The following is a 25,878-nucleotide window of genomic DNA, read 5'->3' on the forward strand; positions in this document are numbered from 1 at the left end:
AGTCTCCGGACATGACGAAGATCGTCAACCACTGGATCGGCGGGAAGACCGTCGAAGGCGCGTCGGGTGCCTACGGGCCGGTCACCGACCCGGCGACCGGCGCGGTCACCACGAAGGTCGCGTTCGCGTCGGTGGAGGAGGTGGACGCGGCCGTCGCGGCGGCCAAGGACGCCTATCTGACCTGGGGCCAGTCCTCCCTGGCCCAGCGCACGTCCATCCTCTTCAAGTTCCGGGCGCTGCTCGACGCGCACCGGGACGAGATCGCCGAGCTGATCACCGCCGAGCACGGCAAGGTGCACTCGGACGCGCTGGGCGAGGTGGCGCGCGGCCTGGAGATCGTGGATCTCGCCTGCGGTATCAACGTGCAGCTGAAGGGCGAGCTGTCGACCCAGGTCGCCAGCCGCGTGGACGTCTCCTCCATCCGGCAGCCGCTGGGTGTCGTCGCCGGCATCACGCCGTTCAACTTCCCGGCGATGGTCCCGATGTGGATGTTCCCGATCGCCATCGCGTGCGGCAACACCTTCGTGCTGAAGCCGAGCGAGAAGGACCCGTCGGCGTCGGTCCGCCTCGCCGAGCTGCTGGCCGAGGCCGGCCTGCCCGACGGCGTCTTCAACGTCGTGCACGGCGACAAGGCGGCCGTCGACCGCCTCCTGGAGCACCCGGACGTCAAGGCCGTCTCCTTCGTCGGCTCGACCCCGATCGCCCGCTACATCCACACCACCGCCTCCGCCCACGGCAAGCGCGTGCAGGCCCTGGGCGGCGCCAAGAACCACATGCTGGTCCTGCCGGACGCCGACCTGGACGCGGCGGCCAACGCGGCGGTGAGCGCGGCCTACGGCTCCGCGGGCGAGCGCTGCATGGCCATCTCGGCGGTCGTGGCGGTGGGCGCCATCGGCGACACGCTGGTGGACAAGATCCGCGAGCGCGCCGAGAAGATCAAGATCGGTCCGGGCAACGACCCGGCGTCCGAGATGGGCCCGCTGATCACCAAGGCGCACCGCGACAAGGTGGCCTCGTACGTGCAGGGCGCCGCCGCCGAGGGCGCCGAGGTCGTGCTGGACGGCACGGGCTACACCGTCGAGGGCTTCGAGGACGGCCACTGGATCGGCATCTCGCTGCTGGACAAGGTGCCCACCAGCGCCAAGGCGTACCAGGACGAGATCTTCGGCCCGGTGCTGTGCGTGCTGCGCGCCGAGACGTACGAGGAGGGCGTGGCGCTCATCAACGCCTCGCCGTTCGGCAACGGCACCGCGATCTTCACCCGGGACGGCGGCGCGGCCCGCCGCTTCCAGCTGGAGATCGAGGCCGGCATGGTCGGCGTGAACGTGCCGATCCCGGTGCCGGTGGGCTACCACTCCTTCGGCGGCTGGAAGGACTCGCTCTTCGGCGACCACCACATCTACGGCAACGACGGCACGCACTTCTACACCCGCGGCAAGGTCGTCACCACGCGCTGGCCCGACCCGGCGGACGCCCCGGCGGGCGTGGACCTGGGCTTCCCGCGCAACCACTGAGCCGGACAGCACGGTGCCCCGCCCTCTGCCTGGGAGAGGGCGGGGCACCGGCGCGTTCAGCGCTGCTGCTGCTTCTTGACCACGTCGGTGAGGTCGGCGACCCGCCCGGCGGGCGGGGCCTTCACGGTTGCCGTCTTGCCGAACTTGTCGAAGTCCATGGTCACCGTCACGGTGCCCATCTTCTGCTTCAGCCGCACGGGGAGTCCGTCGGAGCCGACCCACACGTCCATGACGATAGACTTCGCGCCGGTCACCTTGCTCATGGGGCTGCCCTCGCCGTAGACGTCCTTGAGCTTGCCCATGTGCGCGCTGTCGATCACGCCGCGGTAGTGCGTGGTGTGCTTCCCGTTCACGGTCTGCGTGCCGAGGTTCCGGACGTCCTTGGCGTACTTCAGGCCCTTCATGGAGGCGGAGGGGCTGCCGTTGTCCCCGGCGAGGGCCTGGGCGCCCTTCTTCCCGAAGAGGACCGAGCCGTCGACCTTGATCCAGTCCTTGCCCTGGTACGGGCCGGAGGGGAAGGCGTCGACGTCGTAGTAGTAGACGCCCTTGAGGAACAGGACGTGCGTCGTGGGGGAGTGGTTCACGGCCTGCATGTTCGCGGCCTTGGTGTCCATCTCCACGTCGAAGGCGTACCCGTCGCCCCAGGAGTAGGTGCCGTCCATGGAGATCGGGCCGCTGGTGCCGAGGTCGGTCGTCATCCGCACCTCGGCCGAGCCCAGCCGCTCCGTCCGGTCCGTCGCCCTGGTCAGTGCCGCCATGGCCTGGTCGGCCTTGTCGACCGCCTCGACGGCCGTCCTGGCGCTCTGCGTGCCGCAGCCGGTGGCCGCCACCAGCGCCGCCGCCGTGCATCCCACCCAGGCGGCGGTGTGCCTCTTCCTCATGTCCCCACCCCAAGCTGTGTGTCTGTTGTGCGGGGGACTCTATCGGCCGCCACTGACATGGACGCGACCCGTTTACCCGTCCGGATACCGGACGGCTGACATTTTTTTGAAACCTTGGCTGCGGTTCCCGTTCAGGGCGGACGAAACGGGTGACGAAGGAATTTCCTGCGGATGACCTTTGAAAGCAAGGTCACAAGCGTAACGGGCTTGATGGATACACCTCTGGGGCGTCACAGCCTGGGAAAGTGATGCGGCGTACAGCCACCCGGCTGTGCGGATTCCGAAGGTAAACGGCCATTGACGTGGCGGTTTTCGTCGGGGTTCTCTATGCAGCGCCGGGAGCGGACGAGACGAACGTAGGACGATCCGCCGGAGGCGATAGCGCTCCCGACCCCCACCCCAGCCGCTCACGTCGATCGGAACCGCCGTATGACCGACACGCTCCAGAAGTCCGTGGTAGACACCGAGACGGCCCCGGCACCGGGGCTGAAGCGTTCCATCGGTGTCGTCGGCGGCACCCTGCTGACGCTGTCCTGCGTCACGCCCGCCTCCACGCTCTTCGTCGTCGTCCCCGACCTGTTCGGTTCCCTCGGCACCGCCACCGCCCTGACGATCGCCATCGGCTCCCTCCTCTGTATCGCCGTGGCGTTCTGCTACTCCGAGCTGGGCACCCTGATCCCCAGCGCGGGCGGCGAGTACGCCATGGTCTCCACGATGGCCGGGCGCCTCGCGGGCTGGCTGGTCTTCGTGCTCTCCCTGCTGGTCGTCATGATCGTGCCCCCGGTCATCGCGATGGGCACCGCGGACTACCTCGCCCCCATCGTCCACCTGGACCCGTCCATGACGGGCGCCGCAGTGATGCTGCTGGCCACCCTCGCCGGCCTGCTGGACCTGCGCGCCAACGCCTGGATCACCGGCATCTTCCTGGTCCTGGAGGTCATCGCCGCCGGGGTCGTCGCCCTGCTGGGCTTCTCGCACAGCCACCGCGGGGTGGGCAGCCTGGTCTCGATGCAGGTGGCCGGCGCCCACGGTCACACGGACACCGTGACGGCCATGCTGATCGTCTCGGGGCTCGCCATCGCCCTCTTCGTCACCCAGGGCTTCTCCACCGCCGTCTACCTCTCGGAGGAACTGGAGAACCCGCGCCGCAACGTCGCCCGGACGGTCCTCGCCACCCTCGCCATCTCCACCGTGGTCATCCTGGTGCCGGTCGCCGCCATCACCATGGGCGCCTCCGACCTCAAGGAACTGACCGGCGGCGACATCAGCTCCATGGTCACCGCCTGGTCCGACTCCGCTGTCGGCACCTTCGTCAGCCTGTGCGTGGCTCTCGCGATCATCAACGCGGGCATCGTCATGGTCATCCAGAACTCCCGCGTCCTGTTCGCCTCGGCCCGCGACAAGGCCTGGCCCGGCCCGGTCAACACCGTCTTCTCCAAGCTCGGCCGCTTCGGTTCCCCCTGGGTCGCCACCCTCGCGGTCGGTGTCCCCGGCGCGGTGCTCTGCTTCGTCAACCTGGACACCCTGTACGGCGTCACCGGCGTCTCGGTGACCGGCATGTACCTGCTCGTCGCGGTCGCCGCCCTGCTCGCCCGCCGCGGCTCCCACAAGCACACGCCCGCCTGGCGCATGCCGCTCTGGCCCGTGATGCCGGTCCTGCTCATCGCCGTCCTGGCCTACATCCTGACCCAGCAGGAGACGAGCTACCTCCTGTGGACCGGCGGCATCACCGCGGCGGCGACGCTGTACTGGGCCCTGTACCTGCGCCCGCGCCGCGACACCCACTGGCTGGTGTCGATCCCGGACGACGCGCAGGCCTGATCACAGGAGCGACCGGGCTGTCACCCGTACCACGGCTGCGGTAGGAGACGGCGGACCCGTACTCCCAGGGGAGGGTCCGCCGTTCACCCCCAGGTCGGCAGCGCTTGTCAGTGCCGCCCCGTACCGTTGACGCATGGATCTTCGACTGCCCGCCCTGCGGCGCTTTCGGCGGCCCCGCCGGCTCCTGGCCGCCGGGGCCGCCGTCGTGGTGCTCGCCGGGGCCGGGACGTGGACGGCGGCCGTCGCCTCCGACGACCCGCGGGCCGTGCGCCGCAGCGACCGGGTGATGGCGGTCGACGGGGTGCGCCTGGACACCTCGTACTTCACCCCGGCCGACGCCGGCCGGCACCCCGCCGTCCTGCTCGCGCACGGCTTCGGCGGCAGCAAGGACGACATGCGCCGGCAGGCCGAGGACCTCGCCCGCGACGGGTACGCGGTCCTGACCTGGTCGGCGCGCGGCTTCGGCAGGTCCACCGGGAAGATCGGCCTCAACGACCCGAAGGGCGAGGTCGCCGACGTCTCCCGGCTCATCGACTGGCTGGCCAGGCAGCCCCAGGTGCGGCTGGACAAGCCCGGCGACCCGCGCGTGGGCGTGGCCGGCGGCTCCTACGGCGGCGCGGTCTCCCTGCTCGCCGCCGGGTACGACCACCGGGTCGACGCCATCGCCCCGGCCATCACCTACTGGAACCTCGCGGACGCCCTGTTCCCGAACGACGTGTTCAAGAAGCTGTGGGCCGGCATCTTCGTCAACACCGGCGGCGGCTGCGGAAAGTTCGAGCCCGCGCTGTGCCGGATGTACGACCGCGTCGCCGAGTCCGGCACCCCGGACCCGGCCGCCCGGAAGCTGCTGGAGGAGCGCTCACCGTCCGCGGTCGGCGACCGCGTCAAGGTGCCCACGCTGCTGGTGCAGGGGCAGACGGACTCCCTGTTCTCCCTCGGCCAGGCCGACGCGGCCGAGAAGGCGATCCGTGCGAACGGCGCCCCCGTCGACGTCGACTGGATCGCCGGCGGGCACGACGGCGGCGACATGGAGACGAGCCGGGTCGAGGCACGCGTGCGTGCCTGGTTCGACCGGTACCTGAAGGGCGACAAGGGCACCGGCACCGGCCCGGCCTTCCGGATCACCCGCACCGGCGGCGTCGACTCCACCGACGGCACCGCCCAGCTGCGCGGCGCGAGCGCCGCCGCCTACCCCGGCCTGCGCGACCACCCGCGCTCCATCGCCCTCACCGGCGGCACGCAGCGCGTCGCCAACCCGGCCGGGGCCAGCCCGCCCGGCGTCTCCGCGCTGCCCGGTCTCGGCGGCTCCGGCGGCCTCGCCCAGCTCTCCGCGCTCGGCGTCGGCGTCTCCCTGGACTTCCCCGGCCAGTACGCGCGGTTCGACTCGGCGCCGCTCACCCACGACCTGCGCATCACCGGCACCCCGACCGCCACCGTGCGCATCACCTCCACCCGCGACGACGCCGTCCTGTTCGGCAAGGTCTACGACGTCGGCCCCGACGGCACGCAGCAGGTGCTGCCCGCCCAGCTCGTCGCCCCCGTCCGGGTGACCGGCGCCACGACGGGCAAGGACGTCACCCTCACGCTCCCGGCGGTCGACCACGAGGTGCAGAAGGGCCACCGGCTCCGCCTGGTCCTCGCCTCCACCGACCTCGGCTACGCCTCCCCGGCCGCCCCGGCCACCTACACCGTCTCCCTGAAGGGAGACCTGAGCGTGCCGACGGCCCCCTCCGTCACCACCGCCGCCGCGCCCCTGCCGGCCTGGGTCTGGTGGCTGCCCGTCGCCGGCGCGGTCGCCGCCCTCGCCCTGCTGCTCACCACCCGCCGCCGGACGGCCGTCCCCGCGCCCGACCCCGGGCTGGCCGAGGTCCCGCTGGTGATCACGGACCTGAGCAAGCGGTACGCCGGGTCCACCGACCGGTACGCCGTCCGGGACCTCTCCTTCCGGGTGGAGAAGGGCCAGGTCCTCGGCCTGCTCGGACCGAACGGCGCGGGCAAGACCACCACCCTGCGCATGCTGATGGGCCTCATCCGGCCGGACGCCGGCGAGATCCGCGTCTTCGGCCACGCCGTCCGGCCCGGCGCGTCGGTGCTCTCCCGGGTCGGCGCGTTCGTGGAGGGCGCCGGCTTCCTGCCCCACCTGTCCGGCCGGGAGAACCTGGAGCTGTACTGGCGGGCCACCGGCCGCCCGCCCGAGGACGCCCACCTGGACGAGGCCCTTCAGATCGCCGGACTCGGCGACGCGCTCGCCCGCGCGGTCCGCACGTACTCGCAGGGCATGCGGCAGCGGCTCGCCATCGCCCAGGCCATGCTGGGCCTGCCCGACCTGCTCATCCTGGACGAGCCCACCAACGGCCTGGACCCGCCCCAGATCCGCGAGATGCGCGAGGTGATGATCCGCTACGCGGCCGGCGGCCGTACGGTGATCGTCTCCAGCCATCTCCTCGCCGAGGTGGAGCAGTCCTGCACCCACCTGGTGGTGATGGACCGCGGCCGGCTGGTGCAGGCGGGCCCGGTCCGGGAGATCGTCGGCTCCGGCGACACCCTGCTGGTCGGCACCGCCGTGCCGGTGCAGGAGCCGGTGGTGGAGAAGGTGGGCGCGCTGGACGGCGTCGCCTCCGCCGTGCGCACCGACGACGGGCTGCTGATCCGCCTGGAACCGGGCGGCTCCGCCGAGCGGCTGGTCGTGGAGCTGGTACGGCTGGAGGTGCCGGTCGCCTCCGTCGGCCCGCACCGCCGCCTGGAAGACGCCTTCCTCACCCTGATCGGAGGTTCCGCATGAGTACGCTCACCGAGGTCGCCTCCGGCTATCAGGCGGGGCGCACCCTGCCGCTGCGGGTCGAGCTGGTCCGCCAGCTCAAGCGGCGCCGCACGCTGGTCATGGGCGCGATCCTGGTCGCGCTGCCGTTCGTGCTGCTGATCGCCTTCGCGATCGGCGGCGACCCGGGCGGCCGGAACAACCAGGTCACCCTGATGGACACGGCGACCGCCTCCGGCGCCAACTTCGCCGCCGTGAACCTCTTCGTCTCGGCGGGCTTCCTGCTGGTGATCCCGGTCGCCCTGTTCTTCGGGGACACGGTCGCCTCGGAGGCGAGCTGGTCCTCGCTGCGCTATCTGCTCGCCGCGCCGGTGCCCCGGGCCCGGCTGCTGTGGTCCAAGCTCGTGGTGGCGCTCGGGATGAGCCTCGCCGCGATGGTGTTGCTGCCGCTCGTGGCGCTCGCCGCCGGCACGGCCGCCTACGGCTGGGGCCCGCTGGAGATACCGACCGGCGGCGCGCTGGAGACGGGTACGGCGGCCCAGCGGCTCCTGGTGGCCGTGGCGTACATCTTCGTGTCCCAACTGGTCACCGCCGCTCTGGCGTTCTGGCTGTCGACCAAGACGGACGCCCCGCTCGGAGCGGTCGGCGGCGCCGTCGGCCTGACCATCGTCGGCAACGTCCTGGACGCCGTCACCGCCCTCGGCCACTGGCGTGACTTCCTGCCCGCGCACTGGCAGTTCGCCTGGGCCGACGCCGTCCAGCCCCGCCCCGAGTGGTCCGGCATGATCCAGGGCACGTCGCTCTCCCTCACCTACGCGCTCGTGCTGTTCGCTCTGGCCTTCCGGGCGTTCGCGCGCAAGGACGTGGTCTCCTAGGCCGGCCGGCGGAGGCTACGCCGCCTTTTCGAGTGATCGGCCGGGCGGCCCACATGCGTTGCGTGGTGCGCGCTCCCGTGATCACATTCCCGGAAAGGGCGCATAAGGGACATTTGTGTGCCGTGATCCGGGGTGACCACCCATGGCGGGCGGCCGCCCCAGTGACCCTGGGAGGACCCTTGCCGCATCGCATGCTTCGGTTGGCGGTCATCGCGCTGCTGGCTTCCGTGCCGCTCCTCGCCGCCGTGCCCGCGCAGGCTGCCGCACGGCAGTACTTCCCCTGTGCCGTCGGCATCCAGAAATACGACACCCGGGTGACCAGTACGGTCACCGTCAGCATCTACTGCGCCGAGGCGCGGAGCGTCGGCGTGAGAATCACCGCGGGCGGCACCGTGCTGCTGAGCGCGCACGAAGCCGTCCGGGCCAAGGTCGGCCAGAGCGTCGGCGTCACCGTGCCCCGAGTTCCGCGCGCCTGCGCGACGGTGCGGACGGGCGGCGCGAACAGCACGGTCTGCACCCCCTGACGCCGGCCCCCGCACCACTCGATCGGCGAGGGTCAACCGGGTGTGTCGGGCATGTGGGGCCAAGCGCAGCGAATGTTATCGTCTGTGACGAGTCGTGCACGTTCCGTAAGGATGGTCGTGTGCGTGAGGAAATCGGAGAAACGATGCAGAAGCTCAAGAAGGTCGCGGCGGTAGCGGTCATGGTCGGCGGCATGGGCCTGGTCGGCGGCGGGGTCGCCAGTGCGCACGGCGGCCACGACTACGACGACTCGCTCCCGTACGTCCACAACCTGCAGGTCGTCAGCTGCGACCAGGAGTTCGACGGCGGCCTCGCCTTCACCAACACGCCCGCCGCTGCCACGGGCGACAACACGCAGAACATCGGCAACTTCTGCACGGTGATCGGTTCCATCGACCGCTGATCGCAGGGGCCCTGACCGCGAGAGGACCGTGGTCCGCATCGTCCGCTGATGCGCCTCGCCCACATCCGTCTGATGCGTGTGGTCGCCGCCATCCGTCCATGGAGCCGTAAGGCATGGGCGGAGGGCGGCGACCGTCATATGAGCGGTGTGGCGACCGCGAGACGGGCCCGCGCGATCGCTCGGCCGGCCACGATGACTGAGGCCGACCGGGCGATCTTCTTCTTTTTCTTAAATACGTGAATAAGTGGTTTGGAGTCACGCAATAGCGTGTGTCGGAAATAGGGGTTTAAGAGGGGGCCGTGTTATCGTCTGTGACGAGTCAGACACGATCCGTAAGGAGGGTCGTGTGTGTGAGGAAATCGGAGAGACGATGCAGAAGCTGAAGAAGGTCGCGGCGGTAGCGGTCATGGTCGGCGGCATGGGTCTGATCGGTGGTGGGGTCGCCAGCGCCCACGGCTACGACGGCAAGTACCTGGTCGACAACCTTCAGCCCGTTGAGTGCGAGCAGACCTTCGATGCCGGCGCCGCCTTTGACAACACCCCCATCGCCGGCGACGACAACAACCAGAACATCGGCAACTTCTGCACGGTCATCGGAACCATCGAGGACTGAGCAGGTCTCCGCTCCTTGGGGTGGTGTCGAACCCCGGAGCGGTAGGGAAAGCGCCTCCGACGGTGCGTACGAGGAATGCGAACTCCTGGTGCCGCTACCTGTCGGAGGCGTTTTGCTGTGGGCCTTCGGGTGTTGGTGTCGTGCCGTCTCGCCGATTTCCGGGTCGTGCTCACCCGGATGGCGTCCGCTGACTTGCGCCCCTCCTGTAGCACCAGGAAAGACCGATAAGCGAGGCTCATGACACTCATTCGGGTGTGTCAGGAATCGCGAATTAAGTGAGGCGTGTGTTATCGTCTGTAATCAGTCAGACACGGTCCGTTAGGAGGGTCGTGTGCGTGAGGACATCGGAGAGACGATGCAGAAGCTCAAGAAGGCCGCGGCCGTAGCGGTCATGGTCAGCGGCATTGGCCTGGCCGGCGGCGGGGTCGCCAGCGCCCACGGTGGTCACGACTACGACGGCCCGCTGCCGTACGTCCACAACCTGCAGGTGGTGGACTGCGACCAGTCGTTCGACGCCGGCGCCGCCTTCACGAACACCCCTGTTGCAGGGGGCGACAACACGCAGAACATCGGCAACTTCTGCACGGTCATCGGGTCCATCGAGGACTGATTTCAGGACGCCGGACAAAGCGGGTCCCGCCTTCAGGCGGGACCCGCTCCTCGTCCTTCTGTGCGACGGAAGAGGTCCGATCCATCACCGTCGCAGACATGGGACGTCGGTAAGAGCCCGATGTCCCTCTTTCTTCGCTACTTCACGCGGCGACGGGTCAGTCGTGGCCGCGAGCACCACACTTGGAGGTACGGATGCGCAGGTTGAGGAAGGTCATGCTGGCGACCAGCGTCATCAGCGGAATCGGCCTGACGGCCGCCGGGGCCGCACAGGCCGCGGACTGCGATGGCCAGGCGCCCCGCCCCGCCGTGGAGAACGCGCAGTCTCTGGATTGCGAACAGGAGTTCAATTCGCTCGTGACGGTCAATATGCCGATTGCCGTCCTGGGTGACAACGTGACGAACCTCGGCAATTTCTGCACTCAGGTCGGCCACGCCAAGTGAGCGGGTGACTGGTTCAGGGGGTGGGTCCTGCGGCGGGGGCTTGCCCCTTGGGTGCCGAGCCGGCACGGAGGCCGGCGTCAAGGGGAACAATTTTTTGTGTGCAGATAATCCTTGTCCGTCTCCATTGAAGAAGCGCCAGCGGCCATCACTGTGATGGCCGCTGAGTTGTTTATCGCATCAGCTGCACTCCTTGGGCCATGTGGATGAAACATTCTCGGCGCTAGCCCGAAAGGGTGTCGGCTGCTTGAGCGTGAATTCATTGTTGATGCAGTATCGGTCCCGTCCTCGGGCTGAAGAGGGGCGACCATGTCATGCCTCGGAGGGAATGTGGCTGATGAGATCATTCTGCCGCGTTGTCCGGAATCGGGAAAAGCGTCGTTTCGCACTGAGTCCGAGGCGCGGGTCTGGCTGGTGAGGCAGCCACTGCTGGAGAAGATCCCCGACCGTATCTACCGATGTTCGGACTGTCGCTACTGGCATTTCACCGGATCGCATTACTGGACCAGTCAGCAGATCAAGTGGCGACGGAACTACGGCAGACGTGAAGCCGCTTCTCGGCGCAACGGCAGGAAAAAGGGCAGGCGCTGAGAATCATTCGGCAGCAGCACGTCAGGCCCGACCCGAAGTCCGCCCCGACCTCCCCCTTCCTCGATCAGAAAGACGACCAGAATGCGACAGAACCTGAGCAGGGGAATGGTCGTGGCCGGCGCCGCGACGAGCATCCTGTCGCTGTACGTCATCCCGGCGTTCGCGAGCTCGCACACCGAGGCGGCTCCGGCGGGCCCCCTCGGCGGTCCGTCCGGCCACGCCGTCCCCGATGTTCCGGTGGACCACGTCGAGGGCAGCTGTGCCGACTCCCTCCGGTTGAGCGCCGAGCCCGACGCGTCCACGGGGAAGTCCTGCAACACCAGCACGAACCCCCGCACCGCGCGCGGCGCCGCACACGGTGACAGCCGGCCGCGCGGCGCCGGCAGCAACCGCACCGCTCACGCCAGTGCTGCCGGTTACGGTGAGGACGACACGGCTGACGGCGTCCCGGTGCGAGCTGACGGCAGTGGCACGGCCGGCAGTGCCCCGGCGCCCGGTCATGGCGGCGGCCGGGAGGGCGGCCTCCCGGGGCACGGCGACGGCAACGGTCTGGACGGCGGCCTCCCGGGGCACGGCGACGGCAACGGACTGGGCGGCGGCTTCCTCGGTCGCGGGGGCGGCGACGGTCTGGACGGCGGCTTCCTCGGCCGAGGGGACGGCAACGCCTCAAGCGGTGTCCATGTGCACGGCACCGAGGTGGGCTACGGAGACACGCCGTCCACGACTCCCCCCAGCACGCCGCCCGTGTCCCCGCCCACCAAGACCCCGCCGACGAAGACGCCGCCCACGAAGACGCCGCCCGCGAAGACCCCGCCCACGACGCAGCCGGCCACCCCGCCCAGCACGCCGGCGTCACCGCCGGCGCAGCCACCCTCCCTGCCCCGCACCGGTGCGGGGGACCTGACGTTCATGGCCTCGGGCGTGGCCGCGCTGCTGACGACCGGTGGCGTCGTCCTGTACCGGCGAGGCCGGACCGCAGCCCGCCGGTAGTGCGCCGTTGCGGGTACCGGACCACGCCCGGCACCCGCAGCCTCCGTCAGGAGCGTGCCACGGACGGTACTTCGGCGCGTACCCAGGCCGCCGGTGCCGGTGCTGGGACCGTTCCGGCCGGTGCCGGGGTGTCCAGCCGGCGGCGCACCCCTTGCACCAGTGTCGTGGCCGTGTAAGTCGCGCCGTGGACGAAACGCATGGCCGGGCCGAAGGCGGAGGCGGTCAGCAGGCCTGCCAGGAACAGGCCGGGGTGCGAGGACTCGAAGGAGCGCCCGACCACGGGGGCGCCCTCCGCCGTGGTCGCGAGGCTCCCGCGCAGTTCGGCGGAGAGCAGGGCGAGGCGGTCCACGGTCGCCCGGAAGCCCGTGGCGGCGATCACGTGCTGCGTCTCCAGGGAGAGGCGCTGCCCGCGTCGGCTCACCGTCTCCAGCCGCACCCCGCCCGGAATCGCCTGGGCCGAGCCGACTTCGCGGTCGAGCAGTAGTTCGACCGCGGGCTCGACCCGGTCCCGTACCCACCAGGCGCCCGCGGGGCCGAGCGCGGTGGACGCGATGCGCGCCCGGGTCGTTTCCGGGAGACGGTGGAACAGGCCCGGGCACTCGGCGTAGAACCAGTTGCGCCAGCCGCAGCCGAGACCGCTGTGCGGGGCGCGGGCCGACTCCCGCCAGGGACGCCGCAACGGCGGCGGCACGTCGTTCCAGCGCAGCTGTTCGGCACGGGCCAGCACCCGTACCCGCGTGCCCTGTTCGGCGAGAAGGGCGGCGGTCTCCAGGGCCGCCTGGCCGCCGCCGACCACCGTGACGTCCTTGCCGCGGAAGCGGCCGAGGTCACTGTGGTGGCTGCTGTGCGAGACGAGCGCGGGGTCCAGTCCGCGCAGTGCGGACGGCACCTCCACGAACGGCATCAGGCCGACCGCCAGCGCCACGGTACGGGCGCGCAGCACCTCCCCGTCCTCGGTGACCGCCTCGAACCAGCCCTGGCGGGCGGTCAGCCGGCTCACCGTCCGTTCGTCCACCGGGGGTACGGCGTGGGACGCGAACCACAGGCCGTACGCGGCGAACATCGCCACCGGGATCGGCTCGGCATGGCGTGCCGTCACCCCCTGTGTCGCGCAGTAGGCGTCCAGACGCCAGCGTCTCTCGGGGTCTGCGAGGTTGGAGGCCCACGGCTCCGACTTCAGGAACATGCCGCGGGGCATGTGGTCCCGCCAGGCCGCCATGGGGCGCCCGAGGATGCGCAGGTTCAGCCCGGCGGCCGCGGCATGCGACGCGATCGACAGGCCGTAGGGGCCGGCGCCCACTACCAGAAGGTCGTACATCAGCAACTGCTCGCTTTCTCGTCGGTCAGGGATGGATCGGCCGCCCGGTGCATCGCGGGCGGTGGAGCGGGAGCCGTCGCGGCGGTGCGCAGCCGCTCCCGCAGCCGGTGGGTCACATGGCGGCACCACAGGGCCCACATCGCCCGGCCGGGTGCCGGGTCGTCCGGGGCGTACCAGGCCAGTTCGCGCCCGCGTGGGGCCGGTCGCAGCGCATCGAGCGGCGCGTAGTTCTCCACCACGAACTCCCGCCCCGCCTGTGGTGCCCCCTCCCGCAGTGGACGGCGTGTCAGGTCCAGGTGCAGGGCGCGTACGACGTCCAGCCCGTCGGTGTCGGAGAACAGCCGGAACTGGGCGCCGGGGCGGGGGTTGAAGTCGAGCAAGTGGTAACGGCCCGTGGTGGCGCAGCGCCGGAAGTCGAGGTCGAACACGCCCCGGTAGTCCAGTTCGCCGGTGAGTCGCTCGGCGAGCGCGCGCACCTGGGCGTTGGGCGTCCAGCAACCGACCGCCGTCAGTCCCGCCGCGCGGGGCCAGGCCCGTCGCTTGCGGCCGGAGCCGCCCGCCCGCACGGTGCCGCACTGATCGGTGTACCCGTGGAAGAACCAGTCGCGGTCGGGGCCCGGCGGAAGGTACTTCTGCAGCAGCAGCGTGTTGCCGGCCTGGCCGGTGCGCAGGTACAGCTCCCGGGCTTCCCGGGCGGAGCCCACCAGCACCGTGCTGCGCAGTCCGCTGCCGGGCGGCAGCAGCCAGGGACGGCTCCACTTCGCCACCATCGGCAGGCCCAGCCGCCGGGCGGCTGCGGCGGCCTGCGCCGGGCTGTCGGGGATCAGTGTCTCCGGATGCGGGATGCCCACGGAGGCGCACACGGTGGCCAGGCCGGCCTTGTCGGCGACGTGCTCGGGCAGCACGCCCGGCATGGCGGGCAGCAGGTAGGAGGACGCGAGTTCCCCGCGCATGCGGCCGATGGCGATCGCGCCGGCGTCGTCCAGCGGAACCAGGACGGCGGGCCGCGTGATGCGCTCGGCCAGCTTGAGCAGTGTGTCGGTGATGTCGCGCGGGCCGGCCCCGGGCGGTGGCGGGGCGTGAAGGTGACGCAGGAAACGCGAGCGGGATACGGGACTTCCCGCGGAATCCGCTACCAGGTGCACCTCGACTCCCGCTCTGCCGAGCGAGCGCACGGCTCCCAGCGTTCCATGGTGAAAAGGGTTCCGGTCGATCCGCAGCAACACGGCGGGGACCCGGATGTCCAGTAGCGACACGGATTTTCCTCCTCGTGGTCGGTCGTGGCGGGTGATTCACCCGTGCGATGGTTCCGGCCCGTCTGAAAGCCGTAACCGCACTGGCAAAATTCATATAGATATGACTGTGTGTCTATAAGAGGAATGCAGGGGAGAGCGCAGCAGTCCAGCGGAGAAGGGTGCAGGCATGGCTCCACAGCAGCGACGGGACCGCTCCCGGCGTCTGGCCGTGGTCGTGGCGGCGGTCGTCGCGTCGATCGCCCTGGCGGCCGGTACCGGAACCGCGACAGGGGTGTGGCGGGCCGCCGGCCCTCCCGTTCCCGCGCCGACCACAGCGGCGTCGGCCACATCGGCCACCGCCGCACCGGCCACACCCGCCGCACCCGCCGCGACGGTGACGCCGGCGCCGTCGGCCACCACGGCGCACACCGGGGCCGGCACCCCGCCCTTCGGTGCCTTCCTCGGCTCCGGCGCCCGCGGCGTGGCCCGCATCACCGAGCTGAGCCAGTGGCTCGGCGGGACCGAGCTGAAGGTCGCCCACACCTACCTCCCCGGCAACAGCTGGCGGGACATCGAAGGCCCGCCCGGTTTCCTGGATCCCTGGGCGCAGTGGCGGCGCGAGAAGGCCGACCGGACGCTCGTCCTCAACGTGCCGATGCAAGAACACAACGAGGACCACCTGAGCGACGCCCAGGTGCGCCGGCTGCTGCGGCTGGCCGCGTTCGGCGCGTTCGACCGCCACTTCCGGGTCCTGGCCGAGCGGCTGGTGAAGCTGGGCGTCCCGGACACGGTGATCGTGCTCGGCTGGGAGATGAACGGCACCACCTACACCCATCGCTGCGGTCCCGACCCGAAGGCCTGGAAGGCGTACTGGAACAGGATCGTCACCACCATGCGTTCGGTGCCCGGCCAGGAATTCCGGTTCGACTTCGCGCCGAGCCGGGGCTGGGACGCCGTTCCCTGGACCGCGTGCTATCCGGGGGACGGCACGGTCGACATCGTCGGCATGGATTCCTACGACCAGCCGGCAGGTATTTCCTTCGACGAGCAGGTGAGGGAACCCTACGGCCTCCAGCAGCACGTGGATTTCGCGAAATCCCACGGCAAGCCCATTTCCTACCCGGAATGGGGGCTCTTCCGTAACGGTGACAACACCGAGTACATGCGGCGCATGCTCGGCTGGATCAGCGAGCACAAACCGCTGTACAACACGCTGACCGATTACTGCCCGCACGGCGTGTGGCAGTGCCCGGACAACCCCGGGGCGTCGGCGCTCTACCGGGCGGCCCTGTACGGCCTTGGCGATCAGCCGGCCCCGGTGCTCCAGAATCCCACGCCGGCCACGACTCCGGCGAACGCGGCGGTTGCCACGCCCACCCTGAAGTTCCCGGCCACGTGCCTGTCGCTGAACCTGGGCGACTGGGTCGCACACCACCTCGGCCGAAGGATCTGCGTCCGCCCCGACGGGTGGTCGCGCACCCGCTAGCCCTGACGGCGGTCCCTCCATCGGTGCAGCACCTCCTTGCCGCGCTGCCGGGCGGCCGCGTCGCACAGCGCGGCTGTCAACAGCGGGGCGGTGCGCCGCCTGGCCAGCAACAGCCGCTGGTTGGCAACCCGCTCGGGACGCCAGTGGTGCTTGTACGGCTCATCGCCGCGCAGCAGGCTCAGCGTGCCCCGACCGCCGGCGCAGGCGTGGGCGGCGTTCTCGGCGCACGCCTCCAGCAGCATCACCGCCACGTCCGCCTTGCGCTCACGCAGCCGTGGATGGGCGCCGTAGAGATAGCAGCCGACCATGTTCCGCGACAGCAGCGTCAGGTCGACGGCCACCACCTCGCCGTCGATCCGGAACTCGGTGATCACCGCGTTCCCCGAGCGCACCATCGGACCCACCGCGCGCACCAGATGCTCGCGGAACCGCGGACGCACGTGCTCGGCCGTCACCTTCCGTCCCTGCCACTGCAGCCGGTGCAGCTCCAGCAACCGGCCGAGCGCCGCGTCCACTTCCTCCGGCCCGACCGCCCGCCGCCGCACGCCCAGCGCGTCCAGCCTGCGCAGTTTGGCCCGCACCCGCTGGGCCCTGTGCGACGGCAGCCGGGCCACCAGCCCGTCCATGGTCACGGCGGGCAGCTCCAGGCCCAGGGAGTCACGGACGGCGCGGCGCGGCCCGCGCCAGCGGTCGTAGACCCGCTCGATCGCACCGCCCGGCCGCACCTCGCGGAAATCGATCAGCGTCGAGCGTGCCGCCTCCGCCAGCCCGCAGGTGAGCGCGCCGGCCGCGCGCTCGCCGTCGGCGTCGTCCAGCAGCACGTCGGCGTAGTCGCTGATCGGCCCGCCGAGCGGGACCAGCGCGGGCAGCGGCCGGCGGACCAGCATCAGCGGTGCCGCGGCCACCAGTTCACCGCCGGCGCGGACCAGCACCAGGCGCAGCCGCCCGGGCCGGCCGTACGACAGCCACCAGGAGTGCAGCCAGGCATGGCTCTGGAACGGGGTCGCGGCGGCGCACCGCTCGTGCAGGCGCTCCCAGGCGGGGCCCAGCGCGGCGAAAGCGTCCTCGTCGCTGACGAGTTCGGCGGTGTACGCCGGGTGCGCCGTGTACGTCGCCGTCACAGCTGGCCGTGCGCTTCGGCGGCGACGGCTGGGCCGGGCACCGAGGGCGCGTGTGCGGGATCCTCCTCCGGCCTGCGCCCGGGCCGCACCACCAGGGCGAGGCCGCCGAGCAACCCGCCCGCGCTCGCCCCGACCAGGCCGGTCACCGTCGCGGGGGGTGAGGCCGGCGCGGTCGGCTTCACCGCCCGGGAGAAGAGCAGGAGTTCCACGTGCGTGTCGGCCTTGGACTGGTTGGCCTGCCGCGTCAGCGCACGGGCGACCGCGTTGGCCATGGCGACGGCCTGCTTCGGGCGGGCGGAACTGGCCGAGATGGCGACCATCGGGGCGTCCGGCGACGTCGCGGTCCGCACGTTGTCGCGCAGGGTGCGCACCGACACTCCCGCCGGCACCTGAGCGTCGTCGAGCACCGCGAGCTGGGTGGCGACCCGGCCGTACGCCTGCGCGAAGCCCAGGGCGGAGGCGGTGTCGGACTTCTGGGTCGGTACGGCGACGACGTAACTGGTCGCCGTGTACGTCGGAGTCTTCAGCACGCCGTACGCGCCGCCGACCAGCCCGCCCGCGAGGACGCCGGCCGCCACCAGCGACCAGGGCGGGAGGGCCCGGGCCCGGAAGAGGGAGGAGATGCGATGCTGCCGGGGATGGTTCTCGGTCATGACGGACTGACTCCCTGTCGGGTCGGGACTTGGGGGCCCAGCACCGCGGCGTACACGTCCATGAGCCGGTCGGCGCTGTGGGTGATGCTGTAGTGCCCGGCCGCAGCGCAGGCGGTGCGGGGGCCGGGGCCGGTCCTGCGGACCTCGGCGAGCGCGCGGGCGTAGGCGCCGGCGTCGCACGGGACGCGCAGCGCGTCCGGGGCGGCCTCGGGCGGCAGGTCCTCCACGGCGGGGCAGGAGGCGTACCGGACCGGTAGCCCCGCCGCGAGCGCCTCCACGACCGCCAGGCCGAACGACTCCTCGGGGGACGGCGCGGCGAGCACGTCCATCGCCGCGGCCAGCGCGGGCAGGTCGGGTCCGGGCGAGCCGTCGGGGACGTACGGCCGCTCGCCGGTGAACAGCACCCGGTCGGCGACCCCCGCCTGCCGCGCGGTGCGGCGCAGGGCGCCCTCCTCGCTGCCCCCGCCGACCAGCAGCAGCCGGCAGTCGCCGGGGAGCCGGGCGAGGGCGTGGATCAGGACGTCGAAGCGCTTGCCGGGGGCGAGTCGGCCGACGCCGCCGATGACGAACGCGTCGTCGGGCAGTCCGAGGCGGGCACGGGTGCGCAGCCGGGTCACCGGGTCGAAGCGGAACCGTGCCAGGTCGATGCCGTTGGGTACGACCGTGATGCGCGGCGCGGGCACGCCCCAGCGGACGAGCCGGTCGGCGACCGTGCGGGAGACGGCCACCGTGGCCCGGCCCAGCCGCTCGCCCAGCAGGTACAACCCGCGTACGCCCGCGGTGAGCGGCCGGCCCTCCAACTGCGTGTCGCCGAGGGAGTGCTCGGTCGCGACGACCGCGCGGACCCCGGCCATGCGGGCGGCGATCCGCCCGTACAGGCAGGCGCGGTACAGGTGGGTGTGGACCAGGTCGTAGCGGCCCCGCCGGATGATGCGGGCCAGCCGCGGCAGCGCGGCCAGGTCGCGGTTACCGGTCATGCCGAGGTGCACCACCCGCACCCCGTCCGCCCGTAGCCCGTCGGCGACCGGGCCGGGGCTGGTCAACGTGACCACATCGCACTGGTTCGGCAAGTGCCGCAGCAGAAGCCGCAGTTGCTGCTCGGCGCCACCGGTCCCGAGGCCCGTGATGACGTGCAGTGCCTTCACCGCCGCCCCTCGACGGGACGGCGGCGCAGCCGGTGCAGCCGGTGCTTCAGATACAGCCGTACGGCTACGTCGTTCTGGCCGACGTACACGCGCGGCAGGGCGTGCGGCCCGTACAGGCCGCCGGGGTCGATGGCGCAGGCATAGCCGTAGCCGGCCTCCCGGACGGCGTTCACGGCCCGCTGGTCGGTCCTGCCGTACGGATAGCAGAAGCCGGCCACCGGTCTGCCGGTCAGCTCTTCCAGCAGGGCGCGGCTCTCGGTGATCTCGGCCTTCAGGGTGATGTCGTCGGCCCGGGTCAGGTCGACGTGGGTGAGACCGTGGGAGCCGATCTCCACGCCCGCCTCGGCGGCGCGCCGGATGCCGTCGGCGGTCAGCAGCGGCTTGCGCGGGCCCAGCGGGTCCCAGGCGTTGACGCCGCCGAGCCGGCCGGGCAGCACGAACAGGGTGGCCGTGCACTGCCAACGCGCGAGCAGCGGCAGGGCGTTGTCCAGGAAGTCGGCGTACCCGTCGTCGAAGGTGAGACCGACCAGGTTGTGCCCGGCTCCGCGCGCCCGCGCGGCGAGCAGCTCGTTCACCGACACGCCCCTGAGTCCCCGTCCGCGCAGCCAGCGCAGCTGCCGGTCCAGCCGGGCGGGGCTGACCGTGACGCGGTACGGATCGTCGGAGCAGTCGCCGACGGAGTGGTACATGGCGATCCACGGGACCGGGCCGGATCTGAGGGCGGCCGTGGAGTCGGTGCGGGTCTGGGACTCAACGCAAGAGGACATGGGCGAGCCTTCGGGCGAGGGTGCGGACGGGACGGAAAGCGGGCGCGAAGCCCTGGACACCCAGGGCCGTGCCGAGCAGAAGGAAAACGACGGTCACGGTGGCGGCCCCGGCGGCGAGCCCGGCGAGCGGCGTCGCGGGCAGGCCCGCGGCCAGGGCGCCGGCCGGCGCGGCGACCACCGCCGCCCCCAGCGGCCGGCTCAGCTCCCGCAGCACGGGCCGGGTCCGGATGGGCACGCCGCGGCGCCCCGTCCCGGCCAGCAGCAGGACGGCGGTGACGGTGATGCCGGTGGCGTTGGCGGCGGCGATCCCCGTCACCTGCCCGGCCCCGACCGTCCAGGCGCCGAGGCAGAAGGTCACCAGGATGCCGGCGGCCATCGCACCGACCGGGTACCAGGTGGCGCGTCCCGCGGAGAAGTAGGAGCGGACCAGGACGCCCGTCACTGTCTGGGCGAGCAGCCCGAGCGCGTAGACCCGCATCACGTCGGCGGTGGCCGCGGTGTCCTCGGCGGTGAACGCCCCCCGCTGGAACAACAGGGCGATCAGCTGCGGGGCGCAGGCCACGACCGCCGTGGCGCCGAACAGCACCAGAGGGGCGGCCAGCGCCAGATCCCGCTCCATCCGGTCCCGGGCCCGCTCGGTGTCGCCGTCGGCCAGCGCCCGCGCCACCAGCGGGAACGTGACGGTGCACAGCATCAGGGACAGCGTCATCGGGATCTGCGCGACCTTCTGCGCGTAGTTCAGGTGCGAGATCGCCCCGGCGGGCAGGCCGGAGGCGAGGAACCGCTCGATCAGCACCTGCGACTGCCGGCACAGCGCGAACAGCAGCACGGTGGCCATCAGCGGCACGTCCATCGGCTGGACCTCGGTGACGGCCTTCGGAGCGGCACTCGGGCTGCGCCGGCCACGCATCTGACCGACGAGTGACGGCAGTTGGACGAGCACCATCAGACAGCCGCCGGCCGCGACACCGAACGCGGCCGAGCGCACGCCCCAGTGGCCGCCGAGGACGTACATCGCCGTGATGATGCCGGTGTTGTACGCGATGTAGATCGCGGCCGGGGCCAGGAACCGGCGGTGGGCCCGCAGGGCCGCGCCGCAGTACCCGGCGAGGCCGAAGCTCAGCACACAGGTCGCGGTGAGCCGGGTGCAGTCCACGGCGAGGGCCGGGTCGGGCAGACCCGGCGCGAGAGCCGCGACGAACCACGGCGCGGCCAGCGCGAGCGCCGCGCCGACCGCCGCGAACGCCAGCGTGAGTCTGGGCAGCGTCCCGGCGACCAGCGAGCGGACCGGGTCCCCGGGAACGCCCTGGGCACGTCGGGCCAACGCCCTGCTGAACGCCGGGACCAGCGCGAAGGCCAGTCCGTCCTCGATGAGCAGCGTGGCCGCGAACTCCGGTACGGTCCAGGCGACCAGAAAGGCGTCGGTGTCCTGCCCGGCCCCGAACAGCCGCGCCAGCGACTGGTCCCGCAGCAGCCCCAGCAGCGCCGCCGCGACGGAGAGGGAAGCGGTGACCAGCGTGGTCCTGGCGAGGAACCGATTGGTGACCGGCGGCTCCTCGGTGACGAGGGACACCGCGCGGGCGCTCTCGCCCGGGGCGGTGAGCGGGGCCGCGGTGAGCGGCGGGGGCGAGGCGCCGGGGTGCACCGGGCCGGGGCGTGCCGGTGAGGCATGGGGACCGGCCGGAGCGGGAGGCACCGTCGAGGCGCGTGACCGGGCGGGAGCGGCCTGTACGGCCGAGCGGGCCTCCGGCAGCCCGGCCCCGCCGGGGCATGCCTCCTCACCCGGCGCCGGAGCGGCCGTCTCCGCCTGTGCCGCACCGGATTCCGGTCCCGGTACCCCGCCGGTCCTGGGACTCGTCATCGCACCTGCCTCCGGTCCCGCACCCGGCTCGCCGCCGGTCCCCGCGCCGACACACGGACCGGTCCCGGCCCGGGCAGGCGTACGTCGCCACGGACCGGCGTGAGGACCTGGCCCGCAGCCGTCAGGTGGGCCGGGCCGCACGCTGCCGGCTGGGCCGTGCGCCGTACCGGCGGATCGGTCAGGATCTCCGGGGCAGGGGTCGTCATCACCGTCATCGCAGGACGGCCTCCCCCGGAACCGTTCCCCGCTCGGACGTCACGGTGGCGCTGTCGGCGGTGGCGGCCCCGGGGCCGCCCACCAGCGCCCACCAGGCGACCAGGCCGAGGCACACCCCCGTCAGCACGGTGGACCGGCCCCCGATGTCGGCGTAGACGAAGTCGACGAGCTGCCAGACCAGCAGCCCGCAGCCGATCAGCGCGCAGTCCAGGCCCCGCCCGCCGACGGCGCGGACCTGCCGTAGCCCGCGCAGCCCGCACACCAGCAGGGCCAGCCAGCCGCCGACGAGGCCCAGCAACCCGGTCAGGCCCTGCTCGCCGAGCACCAGCAGGTACATGTTGTGCGGAGACAGCAGTGGCTGACGGCGGTAGGCGGCGCCCGCGCCCTCGGTGTCACTGCCGGACGACAGCGCGAGGGAGGCGTGTCCGTCGCGGTACTCGGGGAAGCCCTTCAGCCCCACCCCGGTCAGCGGGTGCGCCTGCCACATGCCGGCGGCAGCCGCCCACATCGTGTACCGGTCGGTGACCGACTGGTCGGGTGCCTCGGTGACCCGGGCGATGCTGTCGATCCGTTCCTGCAGCATCGCCGTACCCACCCCGAGCCCGCCCACCAGGACCACGCCCGCGGCCACCGTGGCCGCGCCGATCCTGAGTGCCCGGCGCGGACCGGCCAGCGCCAGCTGGGCGGTGACGGTGAGGGCGGTGGCGATCCAGGCGCCACGGCTGAAGGACAGGGCGAGGGGCGGGAGCAGGGCGAGGGCGCATCCCGCGGCGGTCGCGCGCACCCCGCAGGAGGAGCGGCCCAGGGCGAGGCCCACCGCGCACACCAGCCCCAAGGACACCGCCATCGCCATACCCATCACGTCCGTCGGCCCGAAGGTGCCGACCGCGCGGATGTCCTCGCCCTGGTAGGAGGCGCCGGTACCGGTGAGGTACTGGTGCACCCCGACCGCTCCCTGCCACAGCGCCAGGCCCACGAACGACCAGGCCAGCAGCCGGAAGTCGCGCCCGTCCCGGATCAGCAGCACGACCGCGGCCGGGACCAGGACGAAGACCTGCAGATAGCGGCCGAGGCCCGTGAACGCGGCGCCCGCAGAGACCGCGTTCATCGCGGCGAGTGCGAGACCGGCCACCGGCAGGCCGAGCACCACCGCCGCCGTGCGGGACAGCGGGCGGCGGCGCGTCCGCAGCAGGCGTACGGCGCAGAGGCCGACGACCAGCGCGGACAGCAGGTCGGCGGGGCCCGCGCCACCCTCACCGCCGGGGCGGACCGGCAGCGCGAGCAGCGCGACCACGGCCACCACGGCCAGCACCGGGGACAACCGCGCGGGGCGGCGGAGCGGCGGGGCGAGGGACATCGGTCAGCTCCCCGTCGGGCGCACGAGCGTGACGGCGGTGCGCAGCAGGATGCAGACGTCCTGCCACAGCGACCAGTTGTCGATGTAGGCGTTGTCGAACCTGGCCCGGTCCTCGATGGAGGTGTCCCCGCGCAGCCCGTTGATCTGGGCGAGCCCGGTGATGCCGGTCTGCATGCGGTGCCGGGCCGCGTAGCCGGGGTAGGTCTGGCTGAACTGGGTGACGAAGTAAGGCCGTTCGGGGCGCGGGCCGACCAGGCTCATGTCACCCCAGAGGACGTTCCACAGTTGCAGCAGTTCGTCCAGCGAGGTCTGCCGCAGGAAACGGCAGAAGGGGCTCATCTGCCGCTCGCCGGCGACACTCCAGCGGGTGGCCGACTCGTGGTCGTCGACCGGGCGGTGGGTGCGGAACTTCAGCAGCGTGAAGGGGCGGTCGTCCTTGCCGATGCGCTCCTGCCGGAAGGCCACGCCGGGTCCGTCGGTGAGCCGGAGCACGACCGCGCACACCAGCAGTACCGGGCTGACCAGTACCAGCAGCGCCCCGGACACCGTCACGTCCAGCAGCCGCTTGCCGACGCTGCACCGCCGCGGGCCCAGGTTCAGGCGCCGGACGGCGAACCCGGCCAGCTGGTCGCGCGTCTCGTACGGGGGGCAGTCCGCGTCCAGCTCCCACACCGTGCAGCCGGACTCCGCGAGCGCCCGCAGCAGCGGCCCCTTCTCGGTGCGCACGGCCGGGGCGACGGTGAGTACGACCCGCACCCCGTTCTGGATGAGCGCCCGCTCCACCTCCTCGTCGGTGGTGAGCACGGGCAGGCCCGTGCTGCCGTCGGGGTTGTCGGTGACGACGCCCACCGGCCGCACCCCGCAGCCCGGGTGACGCAGCAGCGACGCGGCCACCCGCTGCGCGGTCGCGGCGGGCCCGATCACCAGGGCGGTGTGCGGGCGCCGCAGCAGCGCGACCCGGCGCCGCCAGTGCACCGTGCCGCGGCCCGCACAGGCCGCCACCGCGTGCAGCGTCCAGCCGAGGAGCAGAGTGGGGGCGGCGAGGGAGCGTCCGGGGTCGTGGGCGGCCAGCAGGGCGGCCAGGCCCAGCCAGGTCACCGCGATCCGCCCGCACACCAAGGGCAGTTCGTCGAGGACTCCCGGCACCGGTCGCGTGGAGTTCGGTCGCAGCAGCAGCGCGCCGGACACCAGGACAGCGGCCAGCAGCGGGCTGCCGGAGGCCGGGGTGAGCGCGACCGCGCCCACCAGCGCGGCGATCAGGTCGGCGGCGAGCAGAGGCAGCGGGGAGGCGTGCCGTTCCGGCGGGCGCCGCGGCGGCAACCGGAAGCCGCTGTCGGCGCGGGACGGCAGGACCGAGACGGGCGTGAGTCCGTTGTCCCATGGCTGCGCGCCGGGGGAGGGGACGGTGTTTTCCGCAATCACGAGTGGATGGGCTCCCTGCACTCGGAGGGCACGGGTGGTCGGTCGCCGAGGAGTTCGCGGTAGAGGACCGCGACCTGTTCGGCGGTGTGCCGCACGTCGTGTGCGGACAGGACGTGTCGGCGGCCCTGGTCACCGAGCGCCGCGCGCAGCGGCGGATCGGACAGCAGCCGGGTGATCGCACCGGCCAGTGCCGCAGGGTCCTCCGGCGGGACGAGGCAGCGCGTGGCGAGGGCGGCCGGCAGGCTCTCGCGGGCGCCGTCGACATCGGTGAGGACGACGGGCCGCCCGCAGCCGAGGGCCTCCAGCGGGGCGAGCGCCATGCCCTCCCAGCGCGAGGGGAGCACCACCAGATCGGCGGCCCGGTACCAGGGCACGGGGTCGGCGACCGCACCGGTGAACCGCACGGAGGGGTGGGCGTTTCGGCGCAGGGCATCCCGGTCGGGCCCGTCACCCACCAGTACCAGCCGCGCGTCCGGCACCGCCTCCAGCACGTCGTGCCAGGCTCGCAGGAGTACGTCCTGCCCCTTCTGCCGGCACAGGCGTCCGACGCAGACCACGACGGGGGGCGCCCCGGACTCACCTTCGGTGCTCCCGTCCGCACGACCCGTGCGGCTTTCGTGGCCGGGCGCGGGTGCCCCTGGTGGGGTGTTCCCCCCGTCGGCGGTTCGCGGTGCGTGCGCGGTGACCGGCGGGGAGCCGGAGGCCGCGCCGGTGGACGGAGCCGGTGCGAAGTGGTCCACGTCGATGCCGTTCCGGATGACGGTGTAGTGGGCGCGTACCCCGGCGCGCAGGCCTGAGGTGCGCTCCGCCTCGCTGACGCACACGACCCGGTCGGCCCAGCGCGCCCCCCACCGCTCCCAGCGCAGCGCGAACGCGGCGGTGAGTCCGCCGACCGCCTCGAAGGACCAGGCGTGCGGCTGGAACACGGTGGGAACGCGGCCGCGGACGGCGAGCCGGCCTGCCAGGCCCGCCTTGGCGCTGTGGGCGTGCACCAGATCGGGCCGTACCTCGCCGATCAGGCGTACGAGCCGCCGTACTTCGCCCGGCAGCCCCGGTCCCGGGGACCGGCAGGCCTGCCAGTCCCGCACGTCGGCTCCCAGGCCGCGCAGTTCCTCGGCCAGCGGGCCGCCGGGGCAGGCCGCCGTGACGCGCAGACCCGCCGCGAGCTGGGCCCGCACCAGGTCGCGTACGACCCGGGCGACACCGCCGTCGACGGGTTGGGCAAGGTGCAGGACCCGTGGCCGGGAGCCGGGCGCTGGCTGGTGCATTCGCGGGATAC

24 protein-coding genes are annotated in these 25,878 nt (G+C 72.3%); 13 read left to right on the top strand and 11 right to left on the bottom strand.

The window, feature by feature from the left end; translation table 11 throughout:
• Window positions 1-11 precede the first annotated feature (11 nt).
• Window positions 12-1,514, top strand: a complete 1,503-nt coding sequence (gene mmsA, locus AB0L21_RS05030) for a CoA-acylating methylmalonate-semialdehyde dehydrogenase (protein ID WP_365782279.1) — start codon at window positions 12-14, stop codon at window positions 1,512-1,514.
• Window positions 1,515-1,570: 56 nt separating this feature from the next.
• On the opposite strand, the gene AB0L21_RS05035 is transcribed toward mmsA, so the two are convergent.
• Entirely contained in the window at window positions 1,571-2,395 is an 825-nt protein-coding gene (locus tag AB0L21_RS05035) for a hypothetical protein (RefSeq protein WP_365782280.1), read from the bottom strand.
• Between the two features lie 429 nt (window positions 2,396-2,824).
• Between AB0L21_RS05035 and AB0L21_RS05040 the strand changes: the two genes are divergently transcribed.
• From AB0L21_RS05040 to AB0L21_RS05090, 11 genes are all read left to right on the top strand, one after another.
• Window positions 2,825-4,216 (top strand): APC family permease, encoded by a 1,392-nt coding sequence (locus AB0L21_RS05040; RefSeq protein WP_365699739.1) that lies wholly within the window; start codon window positions 2,825-2,827, stop codon window positions 4,214-4,216.
• Window positions 4,217-4,349: 133 nt separating this feature from the next.
• Complete coding sequence (locus AB0L21_RS05045; protein WP_365782282.1) at window positions 4,350-6,998, top strand: CocE/NonD family hydrolase; 2,649 nt, start codon at window positions 4,350-4,352, stop codon at window positions 6,996-6,998.
• Complete coding sequence (locus AB0L21_RS05050) at window positions 6,995-7,849, top strand: ABC transporter permease (protein ID WP_365782284.1); 855 nt, start codon at window positions 6,995-6,997, stop codon at window positions 7,847-7,849. The genes AB0L21_RS05045 and AB0L21_RS05050 overlap by 4 nt, the downstream gene beginning before the upstream one ends.
• Window positions 7,850-8,040: 191 nt before the next feature.
• On the top strand, window positions 8,041-8,373 hold the full coding sequence (locus AB0L21_RS05055) for a hypothetical protein (RefSeq protein WP_365782286.1): 333 nt from the start codon (window positions 8,041-8,043) through the stop codon (window positions 8,371-8,373).
• A gap of 119 nt (window positions 8,374-8,492) precedes the next feature.
• Complete coding sequence (locus AB0L21_RS05060) at window positions 8,493-8,774, top strand: hypothetical protein (RefSeq protein WP_365699747.1); 282 nt, start codon at window positions 8,493-8,495, stop codon at window positions 8,772-8,774.
• 48 nt (window positions 8,775-8,822) lie between these two features.
• Window positions 8,823-9,014, top strand: coding sequence for a hypothetical protein (locus AB0L21_RS05065; protein ID WP_365782288.1), 192 nt, complete (start codon window positions 8,823-8,825; stop codon window positions 9,012-9,014).
• A gap of 130 nt (window positions 9,015-9,144) precedes the next feature.
• Window positions 9,145-9,387 (top strand): hypothetical protein, encoded by a 243-nt coding sequence (locus tag AB0L21_RS05070; RefSeq protein WP_365699749.1) that lies wholly within the window; start codon window positions 9,145-9,147, stop codon window positions 9,385-9,387.
• Between the two features lie 331 nt (window positions 9,388-9,718).
• Window positions 9,719-9,997 (top strand): hypothetical protein, encoded by a 279-nt coding sequence (locus AB0L21_RS05075; RefSeq protein ID WP_365782290.1) that lies wholly within the window; start codon window positions 9,719-9,721, stop codon window positions 9,995-9,997.
• 215 nt (window positions 9,998-10,212) lie between these two features.
• Window positions 10,213-10,440, top strand: coding sequence for a hypothetical protein (locus AB0L21_RS05080; RefSeq protein WP_365699753.1), 228 nt, complete (start codon window positions 10,213-10,215; stop codon window positions 10,438-10,440).
• A gap of 327 nt (window positions 10,441-10,767) precedes the next feature.
• The gene (locus AB0L21_RS05085) at window positions 10,768-11,028 is read left to right on the top strand and encodes a hypothetical protein (protein WP_365699755.1); all 261 of its coding nucleotides are present in this window, start codon (window positions 10,768-10,770) and stop codon (window positions 11,026-11,028) included.
• An 81-nt stretch (window positions 11,029-11,109) separates the two neighbouring features.
• Entirely contained in the window at window positions 11,110-12,018 is a 909-nt protein-coding gene (locus AB0L21_RS05090) for an LPXTG cell wall anchor domain-containing protein (protein ID WP_365782292.1), read from the top strand.
• Window positions 12,019-12,064: 46 nt separating this feature from the next.
• Here the strand turns inward: AB0L21_RS05090 and AB0L21_RS05095 are convergent, their stop codons facing one another.
• Window positions 12,065-13,336 (bottom strand): NAD(P)-binding domain-containing protein, encoded by a 1,272-nt coding sequence (locus AB0L21_RS05095; protein ID WP_365699759.1) that lies wholly within the window; start codon window positions 13,334-13,336, stop codon window positions 12,065-12,067.
• The gene (locus tag AB0L21_RS05100; protein WP_365782294.1) at window positions 13,336-14,592 is read right to left on the bottom strand and encodes an ATP-grasp domain-containing protein; all 1,257 of its coding nucleotides are present in this window, start codon (window positions 14,590-14,592) and stop codon (window positions 13,336-13,338) included. Before AB0L21_RS05100 ends, AB0L21_RS05095 begins: the two co-directional genes overlap by 1 nt.
• A gap of 166 nt (window positions 14,593-14,758) precedes the next feature.
• On the opposite strand from AB0L21_RS05100, the gene AB0L21_RS05105 reads away from it, so the two are divergent.
• Window positions 14,759-16,057, top strand: a complete 1,299-nt coding sequence (locus AB0L21_RS05105) for a glycosyl hydrolase (RefSeq protein ID WP_365782296.1) — start codon at window positions 14,759-14,761, stop codon at window positions 16,055-16,057.
• On the opposite strand, the gene AB0L21_RS05110 is transcribed toward AB0L21_RS05105, so the two are convergent.
• From AB0L21_RS05110 to AB0L21_RS05145, 8 genes are all read right to left on the bottom strand, one after another.
• On the bottom strand, window positions 16,054-17,178 hold the full coding sequence (locus AB0L21_RS05110) for a GNAT family N-acetyltransferase (RefSeq protein WP_365782298.1): 1,125 nt from the start codon (window positions 17,176-17,178) through the stop codon (window positions 16,054-16,056). The genes AB0L21_RS05105 and AB0L21_RS05110 overlap by 4 nt on opposite strands.
• Window positions 17,175-17,831, bottom strand: a complete 657-nt coding sequence (locus AB0L21_RS05115; RefSeq protein WP_365782300.1) for a lipopolysaccharide biosynthesis protein — start codon at window positions 17,829-17,831, stop codon at window positions 17,175-17,177. Before AB0L21_RS05115 ends, AB0L21_RS05110 begins: the two co-directional genes overlap by 4 nt.
• On the bottom strand, window positions 17,828-18,976 hold the full coding sequence (locus tag AB0L21_RS05120) for a glycosyltransferase (RefSeq protein WP_365782302.1): 1,149 nt from the start codon (window positions 18,974-18,976) through the stop codon (window positions 17,828-17,830). The genes AB0L21_RS05115 and AB0L21_RS05120 overlap by 4 nt, the downstream gene beginning before the upstream one ends.
• Window positions 18,973-19,665, bottom strand: coding sequence for a polysaccharide deacetylase family protein (locus AB0L21_RS05125; RefSeq protein WP_365782346.1), 693 nt, complete (start codon window positions 19,663-19,665; stop codon window positions 18,973-18,975). The genes AB0L21_RS05120 and AB0L21_RS05125 overlap by 4 nt, the downstream gene beginning before the upstream one ends.
• Before the next feature lie 61 nt (window positions 19,666-19,726).
• A complete protein-coding gene (locus tag AB0L21_RS05130) occupies window positions 19,727-21,604 on the bottom strand; it encodes a lipid II flippase MurJ (RefSeq protein ID WP_365782304.1) in 1,878 nt (625 codons plus the stop codon).
• A gap of 211 nt (window positions 21,605-21,815) precedes the next feature.
• Entirely contained in the window at window positions 21,816-23,177 is a 1,362-nt protein-coding gene (locus AB0L21_RS05135) for an O-antigen ligase family protein (protein ID WP_365699773.1), read from the bottom strand.
• A gap of 3 nt (window positions 23,178-23,180) precedes the next feature.
• The gene (locus AB0L21_RS05140) at window positions 23,181-24,599 is read right to left on the bottom strand and encodes an exopolysaccharide biosynthesis polyprenyl glycosylphosphotransferase (RefSeq protein ID WP_365782306.1); all 1,419 of its coding nucleotides are present in this window, start codon (window positions 24,597-24,599) and stop codon (window positions 23,181-23,183) included.
• Window positions 24,596-25,867 (bottom strand): glycosyltransferase, encoded by a 1,272-nt coding sequence (locus tag AB0L21_RS05145; RefSeq protein WP_365782308.1) that lies wholly within the window; start codon window positions 25,865-25,867, stop codon window positions 24,596-24,598. Before AB0L21_RS05145 ends, AB0L21_RS05140 begins: the two co-directional genes overlap by 4 nt.
• Between the last annotated feature and the right edge of the window lie 11 nt (window positions 25,868-25,878).

The organism is Streptomyces sp. NPDC052721, assembly GCF_040678315.1.
Classification (GTDB): Bacteria; Actinomycetota; Actinomycetes; order Streptomycetales; family Streptomycetaceae; genus Streptomyces.